The sequence below is a fragment of the uncultured Fibrobacter sp. genome (genome assembly GCF_937877005.1).
Classification (GTDB): Bacteria; Fibrobacterota; Fibrobacteria; order Fibrobacterales; family Fibrobacteraceae; genus Fibrobacter.
Genome location: NZ_CALEFV010000004.1, coordinates 15921 through 34198, shown reverse-complemented (window position 1 = coordinate 34198; position 18278 = coordinate 15921). Strand labels below are relative to the sequence as shown.

At 52.3% G+C, this 18278-nt stretch carries 17 protein-coding genes and 1 pseudogene; 9 read left to right on the top strand and 9 right to left on the bottom strand.

Features of this window, described 5'->3' with window-relative positions; translation table 11 throughout:
• Positions 1-219: pseudogene (locus tag Q0628_RS00190) on the top strand (DNA-binding protein); the annotation flags it as partial.
• A 114-nt stretch (positions 220-333) separates the two neighbouring features.
• On the opposite strand, the gene Q0628_RS00185 reads toward Q0628_RS00190, so the two are convergent.
• On the bottom strand, positions 334-1383 hold the full coding sequence (locus Q0628_RS00185) for a sulfate ABC transporter substrate-binding protein (RefSeq protein ID WP_298767363.1): 1050 nt from the start codon (positions 1381-1383) through the stop codon (positions 334-336).
• Between the two features lie 245 nt (positions 1384-1628).
• On the opposite strand from Q0628_RS00185, the gene Q0628_RS00180 reads away from it, so the two are divergent.
• Genes Q0628_RS00180 through bioB form a run of 3 tightly spaced genes read left to right on the top strand, consistent with a single transcriptional unit; the run spans position 1629 to position 4299 of the window.
• Positions 1629-2162, top strand: a complete 534-nt coding sequence (locus Q0628_RS00180) for a DUF6803 family protein (RefSeq protein WP_366978996.1) — start codon at positions 1629-1631, stop codon at positions 2160-2162.
• 10 nt (positions 2163-2172) lie between these two features.
• Positions 2173-3345, top strand: coding sequence for a MalY/PatB family protein (locus tag Q0628_RS00175; RefSeq protein ID WP_298767359.1), 1173 nt, complete (start codon positions 2173-2175; stop codon positions 3343-3345).
• Between the two features lie 3 nt (positions 3346-3348).
• Positions 3349-4299 (top strand): biotin synthase BioB, encoded by a 951-nt coding sequence (gene bioB, locus Q0628_RS00170; protein WP_298767357.1) that lies wholly within the window; start codon positions 3349-3351, stop codon positions 4297-4299.
• A 63-nt stretch (positions 4300-4362) separates the two neighbouring features.
• Here the strand turns inward: bioB and metE are convergent, their stop codons facing one another.
• Entirely contained in the window at positions 4363-6630 is a 2268-nt protein-coding gene (gene metE / locus Q0628_RS00165; RefSeq protein WP_298767355.1) for a 5-methyltetrahydropteroyltriglutamate--homocysteine S-methyltransferase, read from the bottom strand.
• A gap of 157 nt (positions 6631-6787) precedes the next feature.
• Here metE and Q0628_RS00160 point away from each other — a divergent pair, with 157 nt between their 5' ends.
• The 3 genes from Q0628_RS00160 to Q0628_RS00150 are packed head-to-tail and all read left to right on the top strand — an operon-like array spanning position 6788 to position 8963.
• A complete protein-coding gene (locus tag Q0628_RS00160; RefSeq protein ID WP_298767352.1) occupies positions 6788-7702 on the top strand; it encodes a LysR family transcriptional regulator in 915 nt (304 codons plus the stop codon).
• A gap of 24 nt (positions 7703-7726) precedes the next feature.
• Complete coding sequence (locus Q0628_RS00155) at positions 7727-8134, top strand: RrF2 family transcriptional regulator (RefSeq protein ID WP_298767350.1); 408 nt, start codon at positions 7727-7729, stop codon at positions 8132-8134.
• A 7-nt stretch (positions 8135-8141) separates the two neighbouring features.
• Positions 8142-8963, top strand: coding sequence for a hypothetical protein (locus Q0628_RS00150; RefSeq protein ID WP_298767348.1), 822 nt, complete (start codon positions 8142-8144; stop codon positions 8961-8963).
• Positions 8964-8977: 14 nt separating this feature from the next.
• On the opposite strand, the gene Q0628_RS00145 is transcribed toward Q0628_RS00150, so the two are convergent.
• Together Q0628_RS00145 and Q0628_RS00140 are read right to left on the bottom strand one after the other, a co-directional pair.
• Positions 8978-9508 (bottom strand): hypothetical protein, encoded by a 531-nt coding sequence (locus Q0628_RS00145; protein WP_298767346.1) that lies wholly within the window; start codon positions 9506-9508, stop codon positions 8978-8980.
• Between the two features lie 127 nt (positions 9509-9635).
• The gene (locus Q0628_RS00140; RefSeq protein WP_298767344.1) at positions 9636-10028 is read right to left on the bottom strand and encodes an NADH-quinone oxidoreductase subunit A; all 393 of its coding nucleotides are present in this window, start codon (positions 10026-10028) and stop codon (positions 9636-9638) included.
• A gap of 68 nt (positions 10029-10096) precedes the next feature.
• On the opposite strand from Q0628_RS00140, the gene Q0628_RS00135 reads away from it, so the two are divergent.
• Complete coding sequence (locus Q0628_RS00135; protein ID WP_298767342.1) at positions 10097-10981, top strand: FISUMP domain-containing protein; 885 nt, start codon at positions 10097-10099, stop codon at positions 10979-10981.
• A gap of 61 nt (positions 10982-11042) precedes the next feature.
• Here the strand turns inward: Q0628_RS00135 and Q0628_RS00130 are convergent, their stop codons facing one another.
• Both Q0628_RS00130 and Q0628_RS00125 read right to left on the bottom strand, forming a co-directional pair.
• Positions 11043-11357 carry a hypothetical protein gene (locus tag Q0628_RS00130; RefSeq protein WP_298767340.1) on the bottom strand — a complete coding sequence of 105 codons (315 nt, stop codon included), beginning with the start codon at positions 11355-11357 and terminating at the stop codon, positions 11043-11045.
• A 43-nt stretch (positions 11358-11400) separates the two neighbouring features.
• A complete protein-coding gene (locus Q0628_RS00125) occupies positions 11401-12276 on the bottom strand; it encodes a hypothetical protein (protein WP_298767338.1) in 876 nt (291 codons plus the stop codon).
• 63 nt (positions 12277-12339) lie between these two features.
• Between Q0628_RS00125 and uvrC the strand changes: the two genes are divergently transcribed.
• A complete protein-coding gene (gene uvrC, locus Q0628_RS00120) occupies positions 12340-14205 on the top strand; it encodes an excinuclease ABC subunit UvrC (protein WP_298767336.1) in 1866 nt (621 codons plus the stop codon).
• A gap of 288 nt (positions 14206-14493) precedes the next feature.
• Here the strand turns inward: uvrC and Q0628_RS00115 are convergent, their stop codons facing one another.
• The 3 genes from Q0628_RS00115 to Q0628_RS00105 form a co-directional block, all read right to left on the bottom strand.
• Positions 14494-15252 carry a hypothetical protein gene (locus Q0628_RS00115; RefSeq protein ID WP_298767334.1) on the bottom strand — a complete coding sequence of 253 codons (759 nt, stop codon included), beginning with the start codon at positions 15250-15252 and terminating at the stop codon, positions 14494-14496.
• Between the two features lie 37 nt (positions 15253-15289).
• Positions 15290-17287: a glycoside hydrolase gene (locus Q0628_RS00110; protein WP_298767333.1), complete on the bottom strand. Its 1998-nt coding sequence runs from the start codon at positions 17285-17287 to the stop codon at positions 15290-15292.
• 196 nt (positions 17288-17483) lie between these two features.
• Positions 17484-18266 carry a DNA alkylation repair protein gene (locus Q0628_RS00105; protein ID WP_298767331.1) on the bottom strand — a complete coding sequence of 261 codons (783 nt, stop codon included), beginning with the start codon at positions 18264-18266 and terminating at the stop codon, positions 17484-17486.
• Positions 18267-18278: the final 12 nt, after the last annotated feature.

Genomic DNA, 18278 nt, shown 5'->3' with positions numbered 1-18278 from the left:
ATTGCGGCAGGTCTTGACTGCGATTTCGTTTACGGTTTTGTTCCAAAGAACAGCTTGCAAGAAACGATTAACCGGCAGGCTCGCAAAAAGGTTGAGGCAATCCTGTCGAACGTCAATACGAACATGGCACTGGAAGACCAACTTGCCGACAATCCGCATATCCTGACAGACATGGCAGACGAGATGATCGCCAAGAACATCAGGCGCATTTGGGATTAGGTTTGTGATGAGATAACATCAAAAAATCCCCGCTCCGAAGAGCAGGGATTTTCGCTATGACAATTTGGTTCTAGATTCTATCGCCTCTTCGAGGCTCCAGAATGACAACCTGGCTTACTTCTTTTCGTAGATCTGGTCGAAGATGCCGCCGTTGGAGAAGTGCGTTCCCTGCGCCTTGTCCCAACCGCCGAAGTGCTCGATAGAAATCAAGTTCACGTTCTGGTCGAATTCCTTGTACTGGTCGAGAATGGCCTTGTTGGAGGGACGGTAATGATTCTTCGCGGCAATGTGCTGGCCGTCGTCGCTGTAGAGGTAGTTCAGGTATTCGGTGGCAAGTTCGCGGGTGCCGCGCTTGTCGACCACCTTGTCCACGATGGCAACGGAAGGTTCAGCCAGAATGCTGATGCTCGGGATTACGATTTCGTAGTCGTTCGGGTAGTCCTTGAGAGCGAGGAAGGCTTCGTTTTCCCATGCGAGAAGCACGTCGCCCTGGCCGTTTTCGATAAAGGTCGTGGTAGAGCCGCGTGCACCGGAAGCGAGCACGAGCACGTTCTGGAACAGTTTCTTGATGAAGTCCTTGACCTTGGCCTCGTCATTGTTGTACTGCTTTTCGGCCCATGCCCAGGCGGCGAGGTAGTTCCAGCGTGCGCCACCGGAAGTTTTCGGGTTCGGCGTGATGATGCCGACACCCGGCTTCACGAGGTCACCCCAGTCCTTCAGGTTCTTCGGGTTGCCCTTGCGGACCAGGAACACGATGGTGGATGTGTACGGGGAACTGTTCAGCGGGAATTCCTTGACCCAGCCGTCTTCGATGAGGCCCGCGTCGCGCACGGCGTTCACGTCGAATTCGAGGGCGAGCGTCACCACGTCGGCTTCGAGACCGTTGGCCACTTCCAGAGCCTGCTTGCCGGAACCGCCGTGAGATTGCGTGATTTCCACTTCACCACCGGTCTTTTCTTTCCAGTGTTTCTTGAAGACTTCATTGTAGTTCGCGTAGAGTTCGCGGGTCGGGTCGTAAGACACGTTGGTGAGCGTCTGCTTTTCGACCTTCTTGACGGAAGTTTCGCTCTTCTGTTCGTCAGAAGAAGAGCATGCGCTAAACCCGATAGTTCCCGCAATCAGGAGACTCGCCACAACGGCGGACTTGACAAAATTCTGATTCATTCTTATACCTCGCTTGTTTATTGTTTTTTGTTTGTTGTTTTTTTGTGCGCCGAAATATAGAACCCGTTTTTGTCATTGTCCAATACTTAATTCTTATGCGGTATTATCGTTTTTTTTTATAAGTGCCAAACGCAAAATAGCCTTATGCTATCGGCAGGTATAAGAAAATAGTATAGCGCCAGATATTGTGCCGCAAAAAACCGATTTGTATTTTATAGTATCACCCCAAAATCCAAGAGGTCAATATGTATTCTACCCACTATATGGATTTGCTTATGCAAAATTCCCCGTGGAACCTGATCTACTTTATGGCAATCCCGGTAGTGCTTGCCGAAACGGTTGCCATTACGGAATTGCTCTTGCCTTTTGCGGATAAACGAAGTAACCTAGTAAAAAAGACAAACCGCGTCTGCGGAGTATTGGGTGGAATCGCCTTTGCTATCATCGCCATTTACTTTATTCCAAATATCGTCGTGCCGCTCGCATCTAACGGTGAATTCCGCACCTGGATCGATGCCGTTGCCATCGGTTCCTACGTGATTGCCGCCGTCCCCATGATTTTGCTTGCTTTGCTCAACGTGCGCGTATTGTGGCGAAAGGCTAGCGAAGCGCGACGTTCACTTGTCCGCATTCTGCTGTTGGCGGCGTTCCTCGTATTCTCTCATATCGCCATGATTTTCGGCATGGTGGATCCGGGCATTGCCGGTTATTCCCCCGACAAGGCAGCCTCTGCGGTATCAGCCACTGCGGTAGAGATGGACCACCATCATCATCACTAAACGCTTTTTTATGTATGATTTCGATACCGTCATAGACCGTCGAAATGACGATTCTATAAAATGGAAAGTCGCCGAAAACGAACTCCCCATGTGGGTGGCGGATATGGATTTCCGGACTGCGCCCGAAATTCTGGAGGCTCTCCGAAATCGCCTGGAACTTGGCATCTTTGGTTATACGGACATTCCCGATTCGTGGTATAAAGCCTACATTGACTGGTGGGAAAGACGGCACGGCCTTAAAATGGAACAGAAAAACCTGTTTTTCTCTACGGGAGTCGTCTATTCTATCTCGGCCATTCTCAAGCATCTGGCGGAAGCAAAGGAAAATGTCGTGGTGCAGTCGCCTGTTTACAACAACTTCTACAACTGCATAGAAGACGCTGGGCTTCGCGTGGCAGAAAATCGCCTTTTGTATAAGGACGGAACTTACTCCATTGATTTTGTAGACCTGGAAGAAAAGTTCTCAGACCCGCAAACATGCTTGATGATTCTTTGCAATCCCCATAATCCGATTAGTAAAATCTGGAACGCTGAGGACCTGGCAAGAATTGGTGAACTTGCAAAAAAATATAGCGTGACCGTTATCGCGGATGAAATCCATTGCGACATCACGAGACCGGGAACACGCTATACGCCTTTTGCCGCCGTGTCGGAGGCATGCCGCGAGGTGAGCATAACCTGCATCGCCCCGACAAAGACTTTCAACTTGGCCGGGCTCCATACATCGGCAGTGTATGTGCTGAATCCCGCTTTGCGGAGAAAGGTTCGACATGCGCTGCACGCAGACAAGTTCAGCGCGCCCAATTCTTTTGCGACAGTGGCTACCGTCGCCGCCTTTGAGCAAGGCGAAAAATGGCTTGATAGCCTGCGTGAGTACGTTTTTGAAAACCGGAAACTCGTCGAAGCCTTTTTAGCGGAAGAACTTCCGGAAATTTCTGCCGTGAAGGGCGACGCCACCTATCTCGTGTGGCTAGATATTTCTTCACTAAAAGAAATGGGAAGGAATTTCGCTGCCTATTTAAGGCGAAAAACAGGCCTGTTCCTTATCGGAGGCGATGCCTATGGTTCTGGCGGAGAACATTTTTTGAGAATGAACATCGCCTGCCCCAGAAGCATTTGCCTTGACGGGTTGAATCGTCTTAAGCAGGGTGTAAAATCCTTTGAAACCGAAAATTTAGGATAAATTATGTCTTTGAATCGACAAACCGCTCTTGAAATTCTGAACGCGAACGCGGATTCCTTACCGAACTTGATTGAACAGGCGTACCAGTTGCGTACAAAGTATAAAGGAAACCGTGTAAGCATCCAGTTGCTCACCAATGTCCGCAGCGGAAACTGCACGCAGAACTGCGCCTATTGCGCCCAGTCCCGCGATTCCAAAGCCCCGATTGAAAAGTACCGCTATGTAGAAGACAAGAAACTTTACGGTGACAACGACCTCGTTGACGAAATGCATTTGGCGAGGCACTGCATCGGGCTCAGCGGTATCCGTTTTGCGGACGACGACATCGAAAAACTCGCCGAACGCATCCGCAAGATGAAAAAGAACGACACGCAAATCTGTTGTTCCATCGGGTTCCTTACCGAAAAGCAGGCTTTGATTCTTAAAGAGGCGGGCCTCAACCGTATCAACCACAACCTGAACAGCAGCCGTCGTTTTTACCCGAGCATCTGCACGACGCACACTTACCAGGAGCGAATCGACAACCTGAAAATGCTGAAGGGTCTCGGTTTCGAGATCTGCTCCGGCGGCATCATCGGCATGGGAGAAACGCCCGAAGACATGGTGGACATGCTTTTTGAACTGCTGGAAATCAATCCCGATTCGGTGCCCATCAACTTCTTGCTGCCGGTAGAAGGCACGCGCCTTGCGGAGCGCGACATTTCAGTTCTCACGCCCGAATACTGCATCAAGGTGCTTTGCCTTGCGCGCCTGATGCTCCCGAAATCGGATATCCGCTGTGCCGCCGGCCGAGAGGTGTATTTCAAGGGACACGAAAAGACGCTTTTCAAGGTGGCCGATTCCATATTCGCGTCGGGCTACCTCACCGAAGGCGGCCAGAGCCTCGAAGAAACGTTCCGCACCATCGAGGCGGCAGGCTTCACCTGGCAAGTAGAAAGCGAAGCATCTCATTAAAAAACACCCCCGGCGTTTAATAACGTCGAGGACGTGTTTTGCGAGTCGAGATGCAAAAGCGACTTACTTTTCGTTACGGAGTTTCTTCGCGGCTGCCACGAGGTTCTTGAGGCTTGCCGTGGTTTCGGTTTCGCCGCGGGTCTTGAGGCCGCAATCGGGGTTCACCCACACGTTCTGCCGCGGGACCTTCGCGATGATCTTGTGGAGCGCATCCACGATTTCCTGTTCCGAGGGCACGCGCGGAGAGTGAATGTCATACACGCCCGGCCCCACCTGCGTTTCGAACTTGGCTTCGTTCAAGGCGTCAAGCAACTTGAGGTCGGAACGGCTCGCTTCGAAGGTGATCACGTCGGCATCCATGTTGTCGATATCGCGCACGATGTCGTTGAATTCGCTGTAGCACATGTGCGTGTGAATCTGCGTTTCGGGCTTGACCTTCGCATGCACCAGGCGAAATGCCGGAATGGCCCAGTCGAGGTATTCCTTGTGCCAGTCGCTCTTGCGGAGCGGCAGCTTTTCGCGGAGGGCAGCTTCGTCAATCTGGATAATGCGAATACCGTTCTTTTCGAGGTCAAGGACTTCGTCGCGGATAGCAAAGCCGATTTCCTGAGCCTGCACCTTCAGTGAAACATCTTCACGCGGGAATGACCAGTTGAGAATCGTCACCGGACCCGTGAGCATGCCCTTCACCGGTTTCTTGGTGCAGCTCTGAGCGTATACAGACCATTCAACCGTAATCGGAGCACTGCGGCTCACGTCGCCCCATACGACAGGCGGCTTCACGCAGCGGGTGCCGTAACTCTGCACCCAGGCGTTCTGCGTAAATACGAATCCGTCAATCTTCGAGCCGAAATATTCCACCATGTCGTTGCGTTCGAATTCGCCGTGCACAATCACATCGAGGCCGATTTCTTCTTGCAGCTTGATGCATTCGGCAATCTTCTTGCGGTTGAATTTCACGTACTGTTCCTTGGAAATTTCACCCTTGCGGAAGGCGGCGCGGTTGGCGCGAACTTCGGCCGTCTGCGGGAAAGACCCGATGGTAGTCGTGGGGAATGCGGGCAGCTTGAATTCAGCCTTCTGCACTTCGCGGCGCTTGAGGCGGCTCGGCGTACGTTCGAAATCAGCGGCGGTGAGGGCGGCAAGTTCTGCCTGCACCTTGGCGTTCGCCTGCACACGCGGAGTTGCAAACAAGGCCTTATTCTTTTCGAGAGCGGCAGCATCACCGCTTGCGATCTCGGCAAGTTCCGCAAGCTTTTCCTCGGCGAAGGCAAAGTGACGGAGCGTTTCGGCGGGGAGTTTCTGTTCGGCAGCAACCGTATACGGCACATGCAACAGCGAGCAAGAAGTTCCGACCACCACGTTTTCGGCACCGACAGCACTCACGATTTCGGCGAGCAGAGCATTCTTCTGCGAGTAATCGGCGCGCCAGATGTTCTTGCCGTTCACGATACCCGCGAGCAGGAGCGTGTTCTTCGGGAAGCCGGACTTGACCAGTTCCAGCGATTTGAGGCCTTCCACAAAATCGAGACCGATGGCATCGAAACCGAGGGCAACCACATCCTGGTACACATCGCGGATATCACCAAAGTAAGTCTGCAAGGCAACCTTGAGGCCTGCGGCACGCACCTTCTTGACGAGTTCCACATAAATAGACTTGAAAAGTTCCTTTTCTTCGGCGGTCACGTCAAACACCAAAGCGGGTTCGGCGAAACTGATCCATTCGGCACCAGCAGCGGCGAGCAATTCGGAGACCTTCGCGTAAGCAGCGACTGCAGAGGCAACAAAATCCTTGGCCTTCTTTTGGCCATTGTAGCGGGCCAAGCGGAGGAACGTGTAGGCGCCAATCAAAGTCGGCACGGTCTGGATTCCAGCAGCCTTCGCTTCGTTGTATTCCTGCACCGGCTTAGAATCATTCACCTTGAATTCAGAAGCGTCATCGATTTCCGGAACAATGTAGTGATAGTTCGTGTTGAACCACTTCTTCATGGGGAGGGCCTTCACGTCGCCCTTTTCGCCTTGGTAACCGTGAGCCGCGGCGAAATACTTTTCGAGATCGCTAAGTTCGAGTTTCTTGTAGCGTTCCGGAACAATGCCGAACAAGAATGCCGTATCGAGAACGTTGTCGTAGAACGAGAAATCGTTCGAGGGAATAAAGTCGATGCCGGCGGCCTTCTGCTTTGCCCAACCGTACTGACGGATTTCGGCGGCGACGTTCTGGAGCTCCGCTTCGGAAATTTCGCCCTTGAAAAACTTTTCGCTTGCAAACTTGAGTTCGCGGGCCTTACCGATGCGCGGGAAACCGATTACAGATGTTTTTTTATTGCTCATAGTGTTTAACCTACCTTTTTTGTTTGTTTTTCGATTACGCCGCCAAATATATCTCCTTTTTCACCATCGGTAAAATACTATTTTTTATGCATTCACCATAGCTTAAAACTATGGTACAAACAAAAGCAAACCCGATAACTGGCTATAAGAAAGGTCTATGACTTTACAACAACTTAAATACGCTATCGCCATCGCCGACACGCGCAATATCACCGAAGCATCTAAGCGTGTATTCATATCGCAACCGAGCCTTACGGCAGCCATTCATGAGCTCGAAGAAGAAATGGGCGTTACCATCTTCAACCGCTCCAATAAAGGCGTCACGATTACTAACGAGGGCGACGAGTTCCTCTCTTACGCAAGGCAAGTCTTGGAACAGGCGACCCTAATGGAAGACCGCTACAAAGGTGGCAAAGGCGGCAACACCATCTTCTCCGTGAGCTGCCAGCATTACTCTTTTGCCGTCAACGCATTCGTCGATGTCATCCGAAAATTCGGTGGTCCGAGCTACGATTTCACGCTCCGAGAGACACAAACTAACGAAATTATCGACGATATTGCCAAGCTAAAAAGCGAAATTGGCGTACTTTATTTGAGCGACAAGAACGAAAAAGTCATCAAAAAACTCATTCAAAAGAACAATTTGGTCTTTGTGACGCTCTTTGCGACCCCTTTGCACGTGTTTATGTCGTCGCGCAACCCCCTCGCCCGAAAAGAAAAAATCACACTGGAGGACTTGAAACCGTACCCGTACCTGACCTACGAACAAGGCGATTTCAATTCGTTCTACTTCGCCGAAGAACCTCTAACCGCCATTGATTTCGACTGTCCACGCAATATCAAGGTTCGCGACCGCGCGACACTTTTCAACCTGCTCATCGGTTTGAATGGCTACACCATTTGCTCGGGCGTCATCAGCCACAAGCTCAACGGTCGAAACATTATCGCGAGGCACCTCGACGTTCGCGACAAGATGACCATCGGTTACGTGATGCGAAAAGGTGTTTCGCCCTCGCGCTACGCCAAAGCCTACATTGCAGCCCTTTTAAGGCATTGCAAAAAAAGCCCCTAACATTTTTAATGCTAAATTTTAGACATGATTGTTTCTACTAGAGGACGCTACGCGCTACGGGTAATGATAGACCTGGCCGAACAGGACCGGAACACATTCGTTCCGCTCAAGGACATTATCGCTCGACAGAGAATTTCACAGAAATACGTGGAAGCAATCATGACGCTGCTGTCTAAAAGCGGCCTTGTCGAAGCCGTACGCGGAAAGGCCGGTGGATACAGGCTGAACAAGTCACCCAAAGATTATGCCGTCGGCGACATTCTTCGCGCCACCGAAGGAACCCTCGCCCCCGTCGCATGCCTCGAAGACGGAGCCACCCCTTGCGACCATTCCCGCAGCTGCAAGACGCTCCCTCTCTGGACCGAGCTCAACCGAATTGTGGGTTCCTACCTAGACAGCGTATCGCTTGCCGACCTCGCTCAAAAACACTAGGCCACACATGCAACACCTGAAGACTATCGCATTTTCCCTGTTGATTGCATCCGCAGCAGCATACGCCGGCGGCGCCGCATCGCTCGTCGGCAAGAAAAGCAGCGCCAAGGGGTTCACCTATTCTCTCAACACACAGTTCGAATTCGTGCAGGACTGTTCAAAGAACGCAAACCAGGAAGTCTGCAACTGCGTCCTCGACAAATTGCAGCAGCAGTATAGCGAAAGCGAATATCTCAAGCTCGATGCAGACCTGCGCAAAAACATCAGCCACGACGACTTTGTCGCCTTCATTTCGACAGCTGCAACCGACTGCGATGCGGAACTGTCCAAAACAGCGGCACGACCTGCCGGAAGCATCCCCGAAGCCGTAGGAATTAGCGAAGAAGACGCAAAAAATTTCGTCAAGAACATGCTGAAGAATAGGCCCAAGAAAGATTTTGTTCCCGCCTGCGCGGCCGAGGCAAAGACTTTCTACGGAGAAAAGCTCGCCACGAAGGTATGCAGCTGTGCCTACGACCACATGGCCGCCGATCTACCCCGCTTTACAAAAATGGTCATGGAAGAAGGCTATCCTGACGAAACTCTCGCCTGGGGAATCGAATACATGATCGAATGTTCCCCCGAAAAATTCACTCCCGAAATGGAAAAGAGCCTTCTCGATTTCATGAACCAGCAGGGACTGCCGAAATCATTCGGAAAGTGCATCATGAACATTCTCAAAAAGGAATATTCCGTCAAGGCTTTCCTGCTTGCCGCGCTTAACAATAACGAAGCCCTGGCTACCATGTTCGCCGGCATGGCGACCCAATGCCTCATCGACATTCAGTAGACGGGAACCCCGCCCTACATATAACTATAAACGGATCCAGAAAGGACTTCGCTCTCGAAGGTATCAATAAAATCGTCGCAAGACCCTTTCAGTCCATTCAGCACACCATCCTGTTTTTCGTCGTATTCAGCAGAACTCAAAGCCCCCATATCGGCATCCGAAACAATTTCTGAATCAGTACAGGAGACCGTTCCGCCCAAGCCCTGGCTGTACACAGCCTTTTCCTGCGAGCAATAGTTCGACTTGGAATCCGGAGAAACCTGTCCCTTAAAATGAACCTCTTCATGAGCCTTGACCAAGCCATCCCAGTAGATTTGGGAAACGACGACAACTTCTCCCACAGAACCAAAGCGCTGTTCCATCACGGCCGACAGAAGCCGCCCCTTTTCATAGATATAGCAATCGGCAGAAGCCTCATCAGAAGAATAATGCTGCTCGTACCGCATTGTTCCATACGACGAATCACCCGACGCACTCGTACTGTCCGAATCGCAGGCGACTAGCAGCATGGCCACAAACAAAGGAATAATTTTAAGAAATTTCATGAATACTCCTAATTTATTCACAATATATATTTTTGAAAACGAAACGATTGACTCTGGACAAAAAGCGAACGCGGCCCATAGGACCGCGTTCGCCAGTTGAGATAGAATAAGGTTGTAACCTGATGGGCTAGTCCTGGATGCGAGTCCAGTTAAGGACACCCTTCTTGATCAGGTAGATGTAGCCTGCTTCGAGGATGACCAGGAAGCCAAGCAACACGAACAGCAGGTCCCAGCCACCCTTCAAAAACTGGACGGTCCAGGGATAGAGGAAAGCGACTTCGAGGTCAAACACCAGGAAAAGCATCGCCACCATGTAATACTTGACAGGATAACGTTCGCCGGAAGTCCCGGACACATGAGCAATACCGCATTCGTAGGATGTGCCCTTGATGGCGGTACCCTTGATTTTTCCCGGATGCAGGAACCAGTTGGCCAGAAGCAGCGCCGTCGGAACAACCAAGGCGAGAATCACGAGGATCGTCATAGCAAATGTCGTATCGAAAATTTCAACGTTCGTCATAGTGAGCAAAAACATAGTAAAAATCTTTTTGCTAGTTAAGTGCAAAAATGTAAACTATATTTGCAGGCATGAAAAAGATCACTACAGTTTTGGGATTAATGGGTGTGGTCTGCTTTTTTTCGGCTTGTTCGTCCACTTCCGATGATATTGACGAAATCTTGACGCCCAAGGCGGAAATAGAATCCTCATCTAGCGCAAAACCTGCGCCAGGTAGTTCCGCAGGTGGTCAACCTACTAGTGCAGAACCGGGAAAGGTCGTCATCAACGATTCCACAGTCGTTCACGACACCATCAAGACTCAAGTCATCATTTCGTCCACCAGCAAATACGAAGACCCCTATTTCAGTAGCGGCGTCTTCTGCTGGAGCAAGGAATGCGAAGAGAAATGGGCAAACGTATCCTCTTCCTCCGCACCAAAGTCCTCCTCTTCTATCGCAAACATCGAAATCAACATGTCCTCGGAGGCCCCGGTCTACCCCACCGTGACCGAAACCCAGATGATCGACAAGCGTGACAACAGCACCTATTCCCTCATCCGTATCGGCGGTGTCCACTGGATGACGTCGAACCTCAAGTACAAGCCCAAGAAGGGGTTCTTCTGCGAATTCGACGGCACGGACTACTGCAAGACATACGGAACCTACTACACCTATTCCGCAGCCATGTCCGCCTGTCCGACCGGCTGGAGACTCCCCACCGTTAGCGAAATAAACGCGGCAGACGCAGCACAGGACCACGAATGGTGGACCATTGGCGGCCGATTCAAGCTCAACAGCTCGGGTGAAGTTACAGATTTCGGACTCGCCGAGGACCAGGGATACATCTGGATTATCGCCGAAGGAGAATACAACTCCTGGCGCGTCAAGAACTACGACGGCGACACCGTGCACGACCTTCAGGGAGGAAGCACGACCGAACGCGCCTACAATGTCCGCTGCGTCGAAGGCGAATAGTTCAAGTTCATTACAAAAAAGTCCGGGCAATGCCCGGACTTTTTTTCTTTTTTTAGAGAGACTAAAGCTGATCCAGCCGTTCGATTCCTTCGTCCAGAAGCAAGGAAAGATTCTGAATTTCCTTTTCCATCTGATCGTAATAGATCTTTGCCCGGCCCAGTTGCTTTCGCAACTCCATAATCTCGGACGTCAATTCGACTGCGAGCAGGGCAAGCCGCTTGCGGTTGTCCATCTGGAACTTCGCCGAACGCTCGAAGCGCTGGTTGATGCTGTCCACAATCTCCGTCAGTTCCGCATCCGGTAAGTCGGTACGAATCTGAATCGATTCCTGAGCGACAGATATATTCACAGATCTTAAAGGTTCGATACTAGCCATTATCTCAATCCTACGCCGAATGGATCATCGTCCATCAGCATTTTCAGCCGAAAAAATTTGTCTGCGAGCCCTCCCCCTTGCTCGCGAACAGGTCGTTGTCCTTTTCATCGGCGCCGTGAACTTCAATAGTCGGAATATCGTCGTCTTCCGTTTCCTGAGAAACGGATTCGTCGGTCTGAGGTTCTTCGGCGATGTCCTCGGAAACTTCTTCGACGGAGGATTGCTCAAGTTCCACAGACTTTTCAGCAGGATCCTCGGCCAATTCTTCGGCCGGTTCCTCGACAGACTCGGCCACGGGTTCTTCCGTTGCACCCGCTTCCTGATTTAGAGAAATGTCGGTACCGAGTTCACTTTCGATCGTTGCGACCAGCTGATTAAACTTTTCCTGAGCCTCGGCAATTTCCTCGTTCTGAGCCTGCAGCTGAACATTCAGGTTTTCGATCATCTCGTTCTTTTCGGACAGCTGCTGCATCAGGTTCGCAAGCGTAGCATCCTTGTCGGCAACCTGCGCATTAAGAGCATTGAGCAGTTCCGCCTTCTCGTTCAACTGGCCAGTCATCGAATCCGCATTTTCATTAATTTCGCGGACCTTGGCCTCGAGGCTTTCAATGCAGCCATCCTTTTCGACCAGCTGCTGACCGAGAACGGTAACCTGTTCCTTGAGTCCCGCCACCTCGGATTCCCTCTGGTTCAAGGATTCCTGCAAGGCATTCGTCTGGTTGGCGCGAGCATCAAGTGCAGCCCTACAATCCGCGATTTCAGCCTTGGCAGAATCCAGAATCAGGGTTCTATCCTGCAGTTCCGCCTGCGCTCCGGATAGTTCGCGCTTTAGCTTCGCGTTTTCTTCCTTAAGGGCACGGACAGTTCCCAGAACGCCCTCGATCTTCTGGGACAACATGCTCACTTTTTCTAAATTCATTTTCGCTCCGTTTGATGGTTTAGAAAACCTCTACTCTATTAAGATAATTAAATTTTTTTGTAAATGCCAATGATTTTTGTAAATGAATATATAGAGCGGCGTCTCGCCGAGCTCCCCGCCTTGCCGGGCGTCTACATCATGAAGAACGCCCAGGGAAAAATCATTTACATCGGAAAGGCAAAAGTTCTCAAGAACCGCGTACGCAGCTACTTTGACGGCAGCGACCATTCGGGACACCGCGCCGCGACGCTCATGCTGCCCTACATCCGCGACATTGAATGGATAATTACGGAAAGCGAATCCGAAGCGCTGATCCTCGAAGCGAACCTTATCCGCAAGCACACGCCCAAGTACAACGTGCTGCTGAAGGACGACAAGCACTTTCCCTACCTGGCATTCTCCGTAAGGGAGCCCTTCCCGCGGCTGTTCCTGACGCGCTCCGTCCGCAAGGACGAGAACCAGTATTACGGCCCCTTCATGAGTTCCCGTTTTATCGACCAGCTGACCGACCTTGCCGCGCGCCTATTCCACATACGCGAATGCAAACTCAAGCTGCCTCTCGCAAAACCGCAAAGGCCCTGCCTCAATTACCACATCGGACGCTGCGACGCCCCCTGTGCAGGTCTCATTAGCGAAGAGGAATACCGAAAGAAGGTGGACCAGGCAAAACTGCTTCTCGAAGGCAAGCGCGACGACCTGATCGAAACCTGGCAGCAGGAAATGCAGGAAGCGAGCGAAAATCTTGACTTCGAAACCGCCATGAAGAAACGCGACGCCATCCAGGCGCTGCAGGCAACGGGAACGCACCAGAAAACGGACACGACCGACCCGAACCTTTCCATGGACATCCTGACGCTACGCCGCAACGGTTCCATGGCAGCAGCCGTCATCCTCGAATACCGTGCCGGCGTACTTCTCGGCCGCAGGCACTACAAGCTCGAATGTAAGCTCGAAGAAGACGAGACCGAAATTTTTAGACAGATGATCCTGCCCTGGTACATGGATGTTCCGCTGATTCCTGCCGAAATCGCAACCGACATCGACCTGCCCGAGGACGCGGAACTATTGCAGCAGGCACTATCCGAAAAGGCGGGGCGCAAGGTGCGTTTCGTGAATCCGCAACGCGGTGAAAAAATCGGTTTCCTGAAGCTCGCCAGAGCAAACGCCGACATGATTCTCGTGGAAATGCGTGCCGAAGTACAGAAGTACAGCGAAATAGACCAGAGCGTCTTTGAGCTACAGCAGGTTCTCGGCCTCAAAAAGACCCCATTTCGCATCGAATGCGTGGACATTTCGCATCTTTCGGGTACGAACACCGTGGCAAGCCTGGTGGCCTTCAAGAACGGACGCCCCGACAAGGCGAACTACCGTAAATTTATCATCAAAACCGTAGAAGGCGTAGACGACTTCGCGAGCATGCGCGAGGTGATGACACGCCGTATCCGCAGGCTAGAAGACGAGGGTACGCCCATGCCCGATCTATGGGTCTGCGACGGAGGCAAGGGCCAAGTGGACGCCACGATGCAGATTCTCAAGGAGCTGGGGCACGACAAGGACCTGCCTCTCATCGGACTCGCGAAGCGCCTCGAAGAAATCGTGTTTCCCGACGACAGGAAATCTATCGTACTGCACCGAACGAGCCCCGCGCTGAAACTTCTGCAGAACGCCCGCGACGAAGCGCACCGTTTCGCCATCACCTACCAAAGGAGCAAGCGCAAGAAGGACCTGGAAGTCGAATGGCTCAAGATACCTGGCGTGGGTCACGAAACCCGCATAAAGGTTCTAAGCCGATACAAGAGCGCCGAAGCATTCATGGCGGCCCCTCTCGAAGACATCGAGATCCTTCTCGGAAAGGTCCGCGGGAACAAACTACGCGAAGAAGTCGCGAAATACTGCGCCGAATTCATCACGCCCCCCGAATGCCACTGAATGTTCCAACATGGACTATCCAAAAAAGCACATGTTTGTCACAAAATTTTTCACTTTATCTGCTTGCTTTTGCAGCTTCACAATAGTATATTACAATTAGGCATCCCACGGATTAACGCCCGATCTAACAGTATCATTAAAGCTCGTCGCTCTCGTGGTTCAGTTTAGGCGCGCATCGACGCGAAAAACAACTCCCCGAGGCACTGCTATCATTTTTATATGAGTAGCTTCGAGTGTTCCACCGTGAGAGATGCCTTTTTTGTACCTAAAAGTGGAAACACCCCGGGCTCATGCCTGGGGTTTTGCCGTCGCCCGGATAAGCATCAACTGGGCAGGCACATAGACAAGCCATATGAAATTGTTCGCAAGAGAACTGATCAGCTGGACTGCGCCATGGTCTTCACCCGAAAGCATCGTGAGACCGACGAGGAAATCGCCCACCAGGAAGGCAAGCATCCCGCGACGGACGAACTTGGCATTGCCGGCGGGAAAGTACCCCCTGCGCGGAGCAAGGACTCCCACGATCACGGACGTGATGACAAAGACCGCATAGGAAAGCACGACGGACGATATCAGGGAGAGCACCCCTGTCGCCCCCATAACGAAAGCAACGATCAGCGACGCAGCCAAAAGCAGATAGGCCTTCGGAAAGTTCCTGTCGGATTCCGATTCACGGGAATGCCTATAGATCAGGATGACCTGAAAGACCATGAAGAATCCGATACCGCAAAGCAGGCTGATATTTTCAGGACAAAGCAGCTTGAGCATGCTGAAGCCAAAGTCGGCCAGGAGCGAAAAGACGAACGCAATACGCAGGAAGAAGCCGTCTCTCGGCGAGAACGAATCCTTCGCTACTAGGAACGCGAGTCCCGTCAGAAGCGCGGACATCGCAAACTTAAAGAAAAGTTGTGGGACACCCGATGCCGAAAGGCAACTGTCCACGGCTCCACAGCAGTAAAAGTCATACCAATCCTTGCACATGGTCAGAGCAACCAAGACTAGAATTGACAGAATGATGAAATTTTTTCCGCTTGACCCCAAAATCATGGACAAAGAATAGCAAAATCTATGTCCCTAATAGGAATTAGCGGACACGAATGAGCCGATTGTAAGTTCCCTGACGCACCATGTAAACTCCCTTATACTTAAACTGCGTTAGGAGCAACGTGGCGAGGTCGCCTTCTTGCCATGATTTGGATTGCAGCAGCCCCAAGAATCGGCCCTGCATGTCAAAGACCTGGATAGATTCGCCCGTATTCAACGGCTGTAGCATTCCGACAATGCCGCGCTGACCAATGGCTGTCGTGGAATCTTCATCAGTCGAATCCTGTTTGGTGGTATCCGGATCCACAAAGGGGTGCGCCGGATCGTCTACAATCACCTTGAACGTCACGGAGCCTTCGCAGCCCGCGGCGTTCGTGTGGACCGCCTTGTAGTAGCCGCTCATGGTGCCGTCCATCTTGCCGATGTGGATTTCGCGGTTCGTGGAGGTGAAGCCCTTCGGGCCGCTCCACACCCAGCGTCCGCCTTCCCACGGATGCGGGCCAATCGAAAGCGAATCGCCCTTGGAAAGCGAGATCTCGGTCGCGGTGGACCAGCCCTCGTTATTGTTGATTTTCGAATACGGAATAATGGAATCCGGCTTGCAGACGCCACCTTCGGCGCCGTCGATCACCATCGTGGTAATCGTGTTGGACTTCGCGGTCATCGAAAGCACCTTGCCCGAAACCACAATATCGGATTGCTTGGTGAGACTGCCGGGCAGTTCAAAGCGCACCACCTTCGCGCTCGTGCCAATCTTCACGAACTCGCCCAGGTCGAATTCATACTTCACATCGCTAGAACCGCTGTTACGCACGACAAGCACCAGCGCTCCCTCGGGCGTGAGCGCCGCGAGCGTGTTGCCGTTGTCGCTATCGATAATGCGCGAACCCGGACGGATGTAGCGGCTGAATGCGGCGTGCATGTAGTAGCGCGCGTTCGGGCTGAATGTCTGCTTGCTGTGGTTCAGCGCGAGGCTACGCCAGTTCTCGGCCGGGTCGCCAATCTGCCAATCCACCCAGGCACTCGCCTTCATGTCGCGCAGGTCCGCAAGAATCACGCCCGCCATCCAGAGCGCAATGTTCTCGTCGCCGCTCTTGTGAAGCGGGCCCGTTTCGGACTGCCACACCTTCTTGTCTTTCGCGAACGCCGCATTGAAAAGTTTGGCACGGTTGTCGCCGCCGGAATAGCTGTGCGTGTTCACCTGGAACATGTAAGAAAGCGCTTCGCCACTGTACTTGTTGAACTGGTTCAAGGCATCGCCAATGTTCGTCTCGTCGGCGGCACTCACCGAAGTCTCCGGGAACAGGCCCTTCTTCTGGAGCGCCTTGCCGAGTTCCACAATCATCTTCGTCTGGTTGTTCTTGAAGCCGCAACCTTCCTGCCCGCCATTCGATTTCCACCAGCCGGCACTCGGCTCGTTGAACGGTTCCACCGTGCGGAACGTGATTCCCCATTCCTTCTTGAAATGCAGCGCCACTTCGGAGAGGTAGTCCGCGAAGTCGTCGAAATAGTCTTCCTTGAGGTTGTCGCTACCGTCGCTACTGCCCGAGACGCAGCCGCTCTTGGTCATCCACCACGGGGGCGAATTGCTGAACGCCTCGAAAATCGGGCTTTTCACGCGCTTTGAAAGTTCAAGCGCGATCGTGCGCTGGTAAGGGTCCGCCGTCCAGTCAAAATCGCCCTTTTCCGTGGGCTTGTAGCCGGGAACGTTTGCGCCGCCGTCGCCCTTCGTGAGGTGATTATGGCCCGGCTGGTCGCCGCCGCCAATATTGTAGCGGAAAATCGTGTAGCCCAGACCCGTATCGGGGTCGGCGATCGCACCCAGAAGCTTGCTGCGGTTCGCCTCGCTCCAGGCGCCCGCCTTTACGGCCCACCAGCAGAGGCTCGTGCCCCAACCCTCGAAAACCTGATACTTTTTGCCAGGGTCGACAACGACCTTGGTCTGTGCATGCGCAGGAGAAACGATACCCGCGAGGCCCGCGACAAACGCCGCCATCGCCAGAACCGCGCCGGATACTCCAAAATTCCATTTCATCATAAACCAAACCCTTCCTTGCGCCACATTATTTTATGTGACCGGATATAAATATACCCTAACAACTAGGGATTGTCAAATGTGGACTTATGAGACCGTTCGGCTCTATTTCAATCAAGAAAATGTGATATCGCCTCACTCTCGCAACCACGCCTCGTTAATACGAGGCGTTTTTTTGCTCACATGAGACCGCTCTGTTCTATTTCAACCCGCGCAGGGTTTTCTTCTGTTCATCGGTGATGCGGTAGCTTTCGCAGGCTTTCTGGATGGTTTTTGCGTGGATCCAGGAGGAAAGCTTGCGGCCCTTGATGTAGGGGAATGTTGCGTCCCACTGCTTGGCAAGCGCCGTCGCCATGTACCAGGCGATGACCATTTGCACGTAGTAGCGGTCGGTGGGACGGGTGGCATTTACCGATGCGGCCTGCTTCTGGGACTGCGCTGCCCCCGTCGAATCGTCATCGAAAAGATTTTCGTCTATCGCGGCGACCCACTTCAAAAACTTCTTGTCAAACCGTTCATCCAGGAAAAAGTTCATGAGCATATTCACGCCGAAACGCACGGTATAGGGGTGGCACGACTTGAGCCATTTTTCGATGCTCGCCAAAAAACGCGACTCGTCCTTGAGCAATGCCTTCGGGGATTTTCCGTCGCATACGGCCCAGTTGTCAATGTAGGGCAAGAACTGTTCGATGCGGTACAGGCATTCGTCAAAATCCTTGATGCGCTCGACCACAAAAAGGTGCACCTGATTTTCTTCAAAGTACTTGTGCGGCAGCTTGTCCAAAAACTTGGCGACATCGGCCGGCACGGTTTTTGCGCCCGCAGAACTGGCCGCGAACTCCTTCGCAATCTTCCGCATGGTGGGCACGCGCACGCCAATGATCGTTTTCTTGTCGATGTTCGGCAGCAGCGATGCGTGAAAGTCGCGGTACTTCAAATCCTGTTCGGCCAGCAGGCGCTTGACAAGTTCGGCATGGGTCATGGAATAAATATA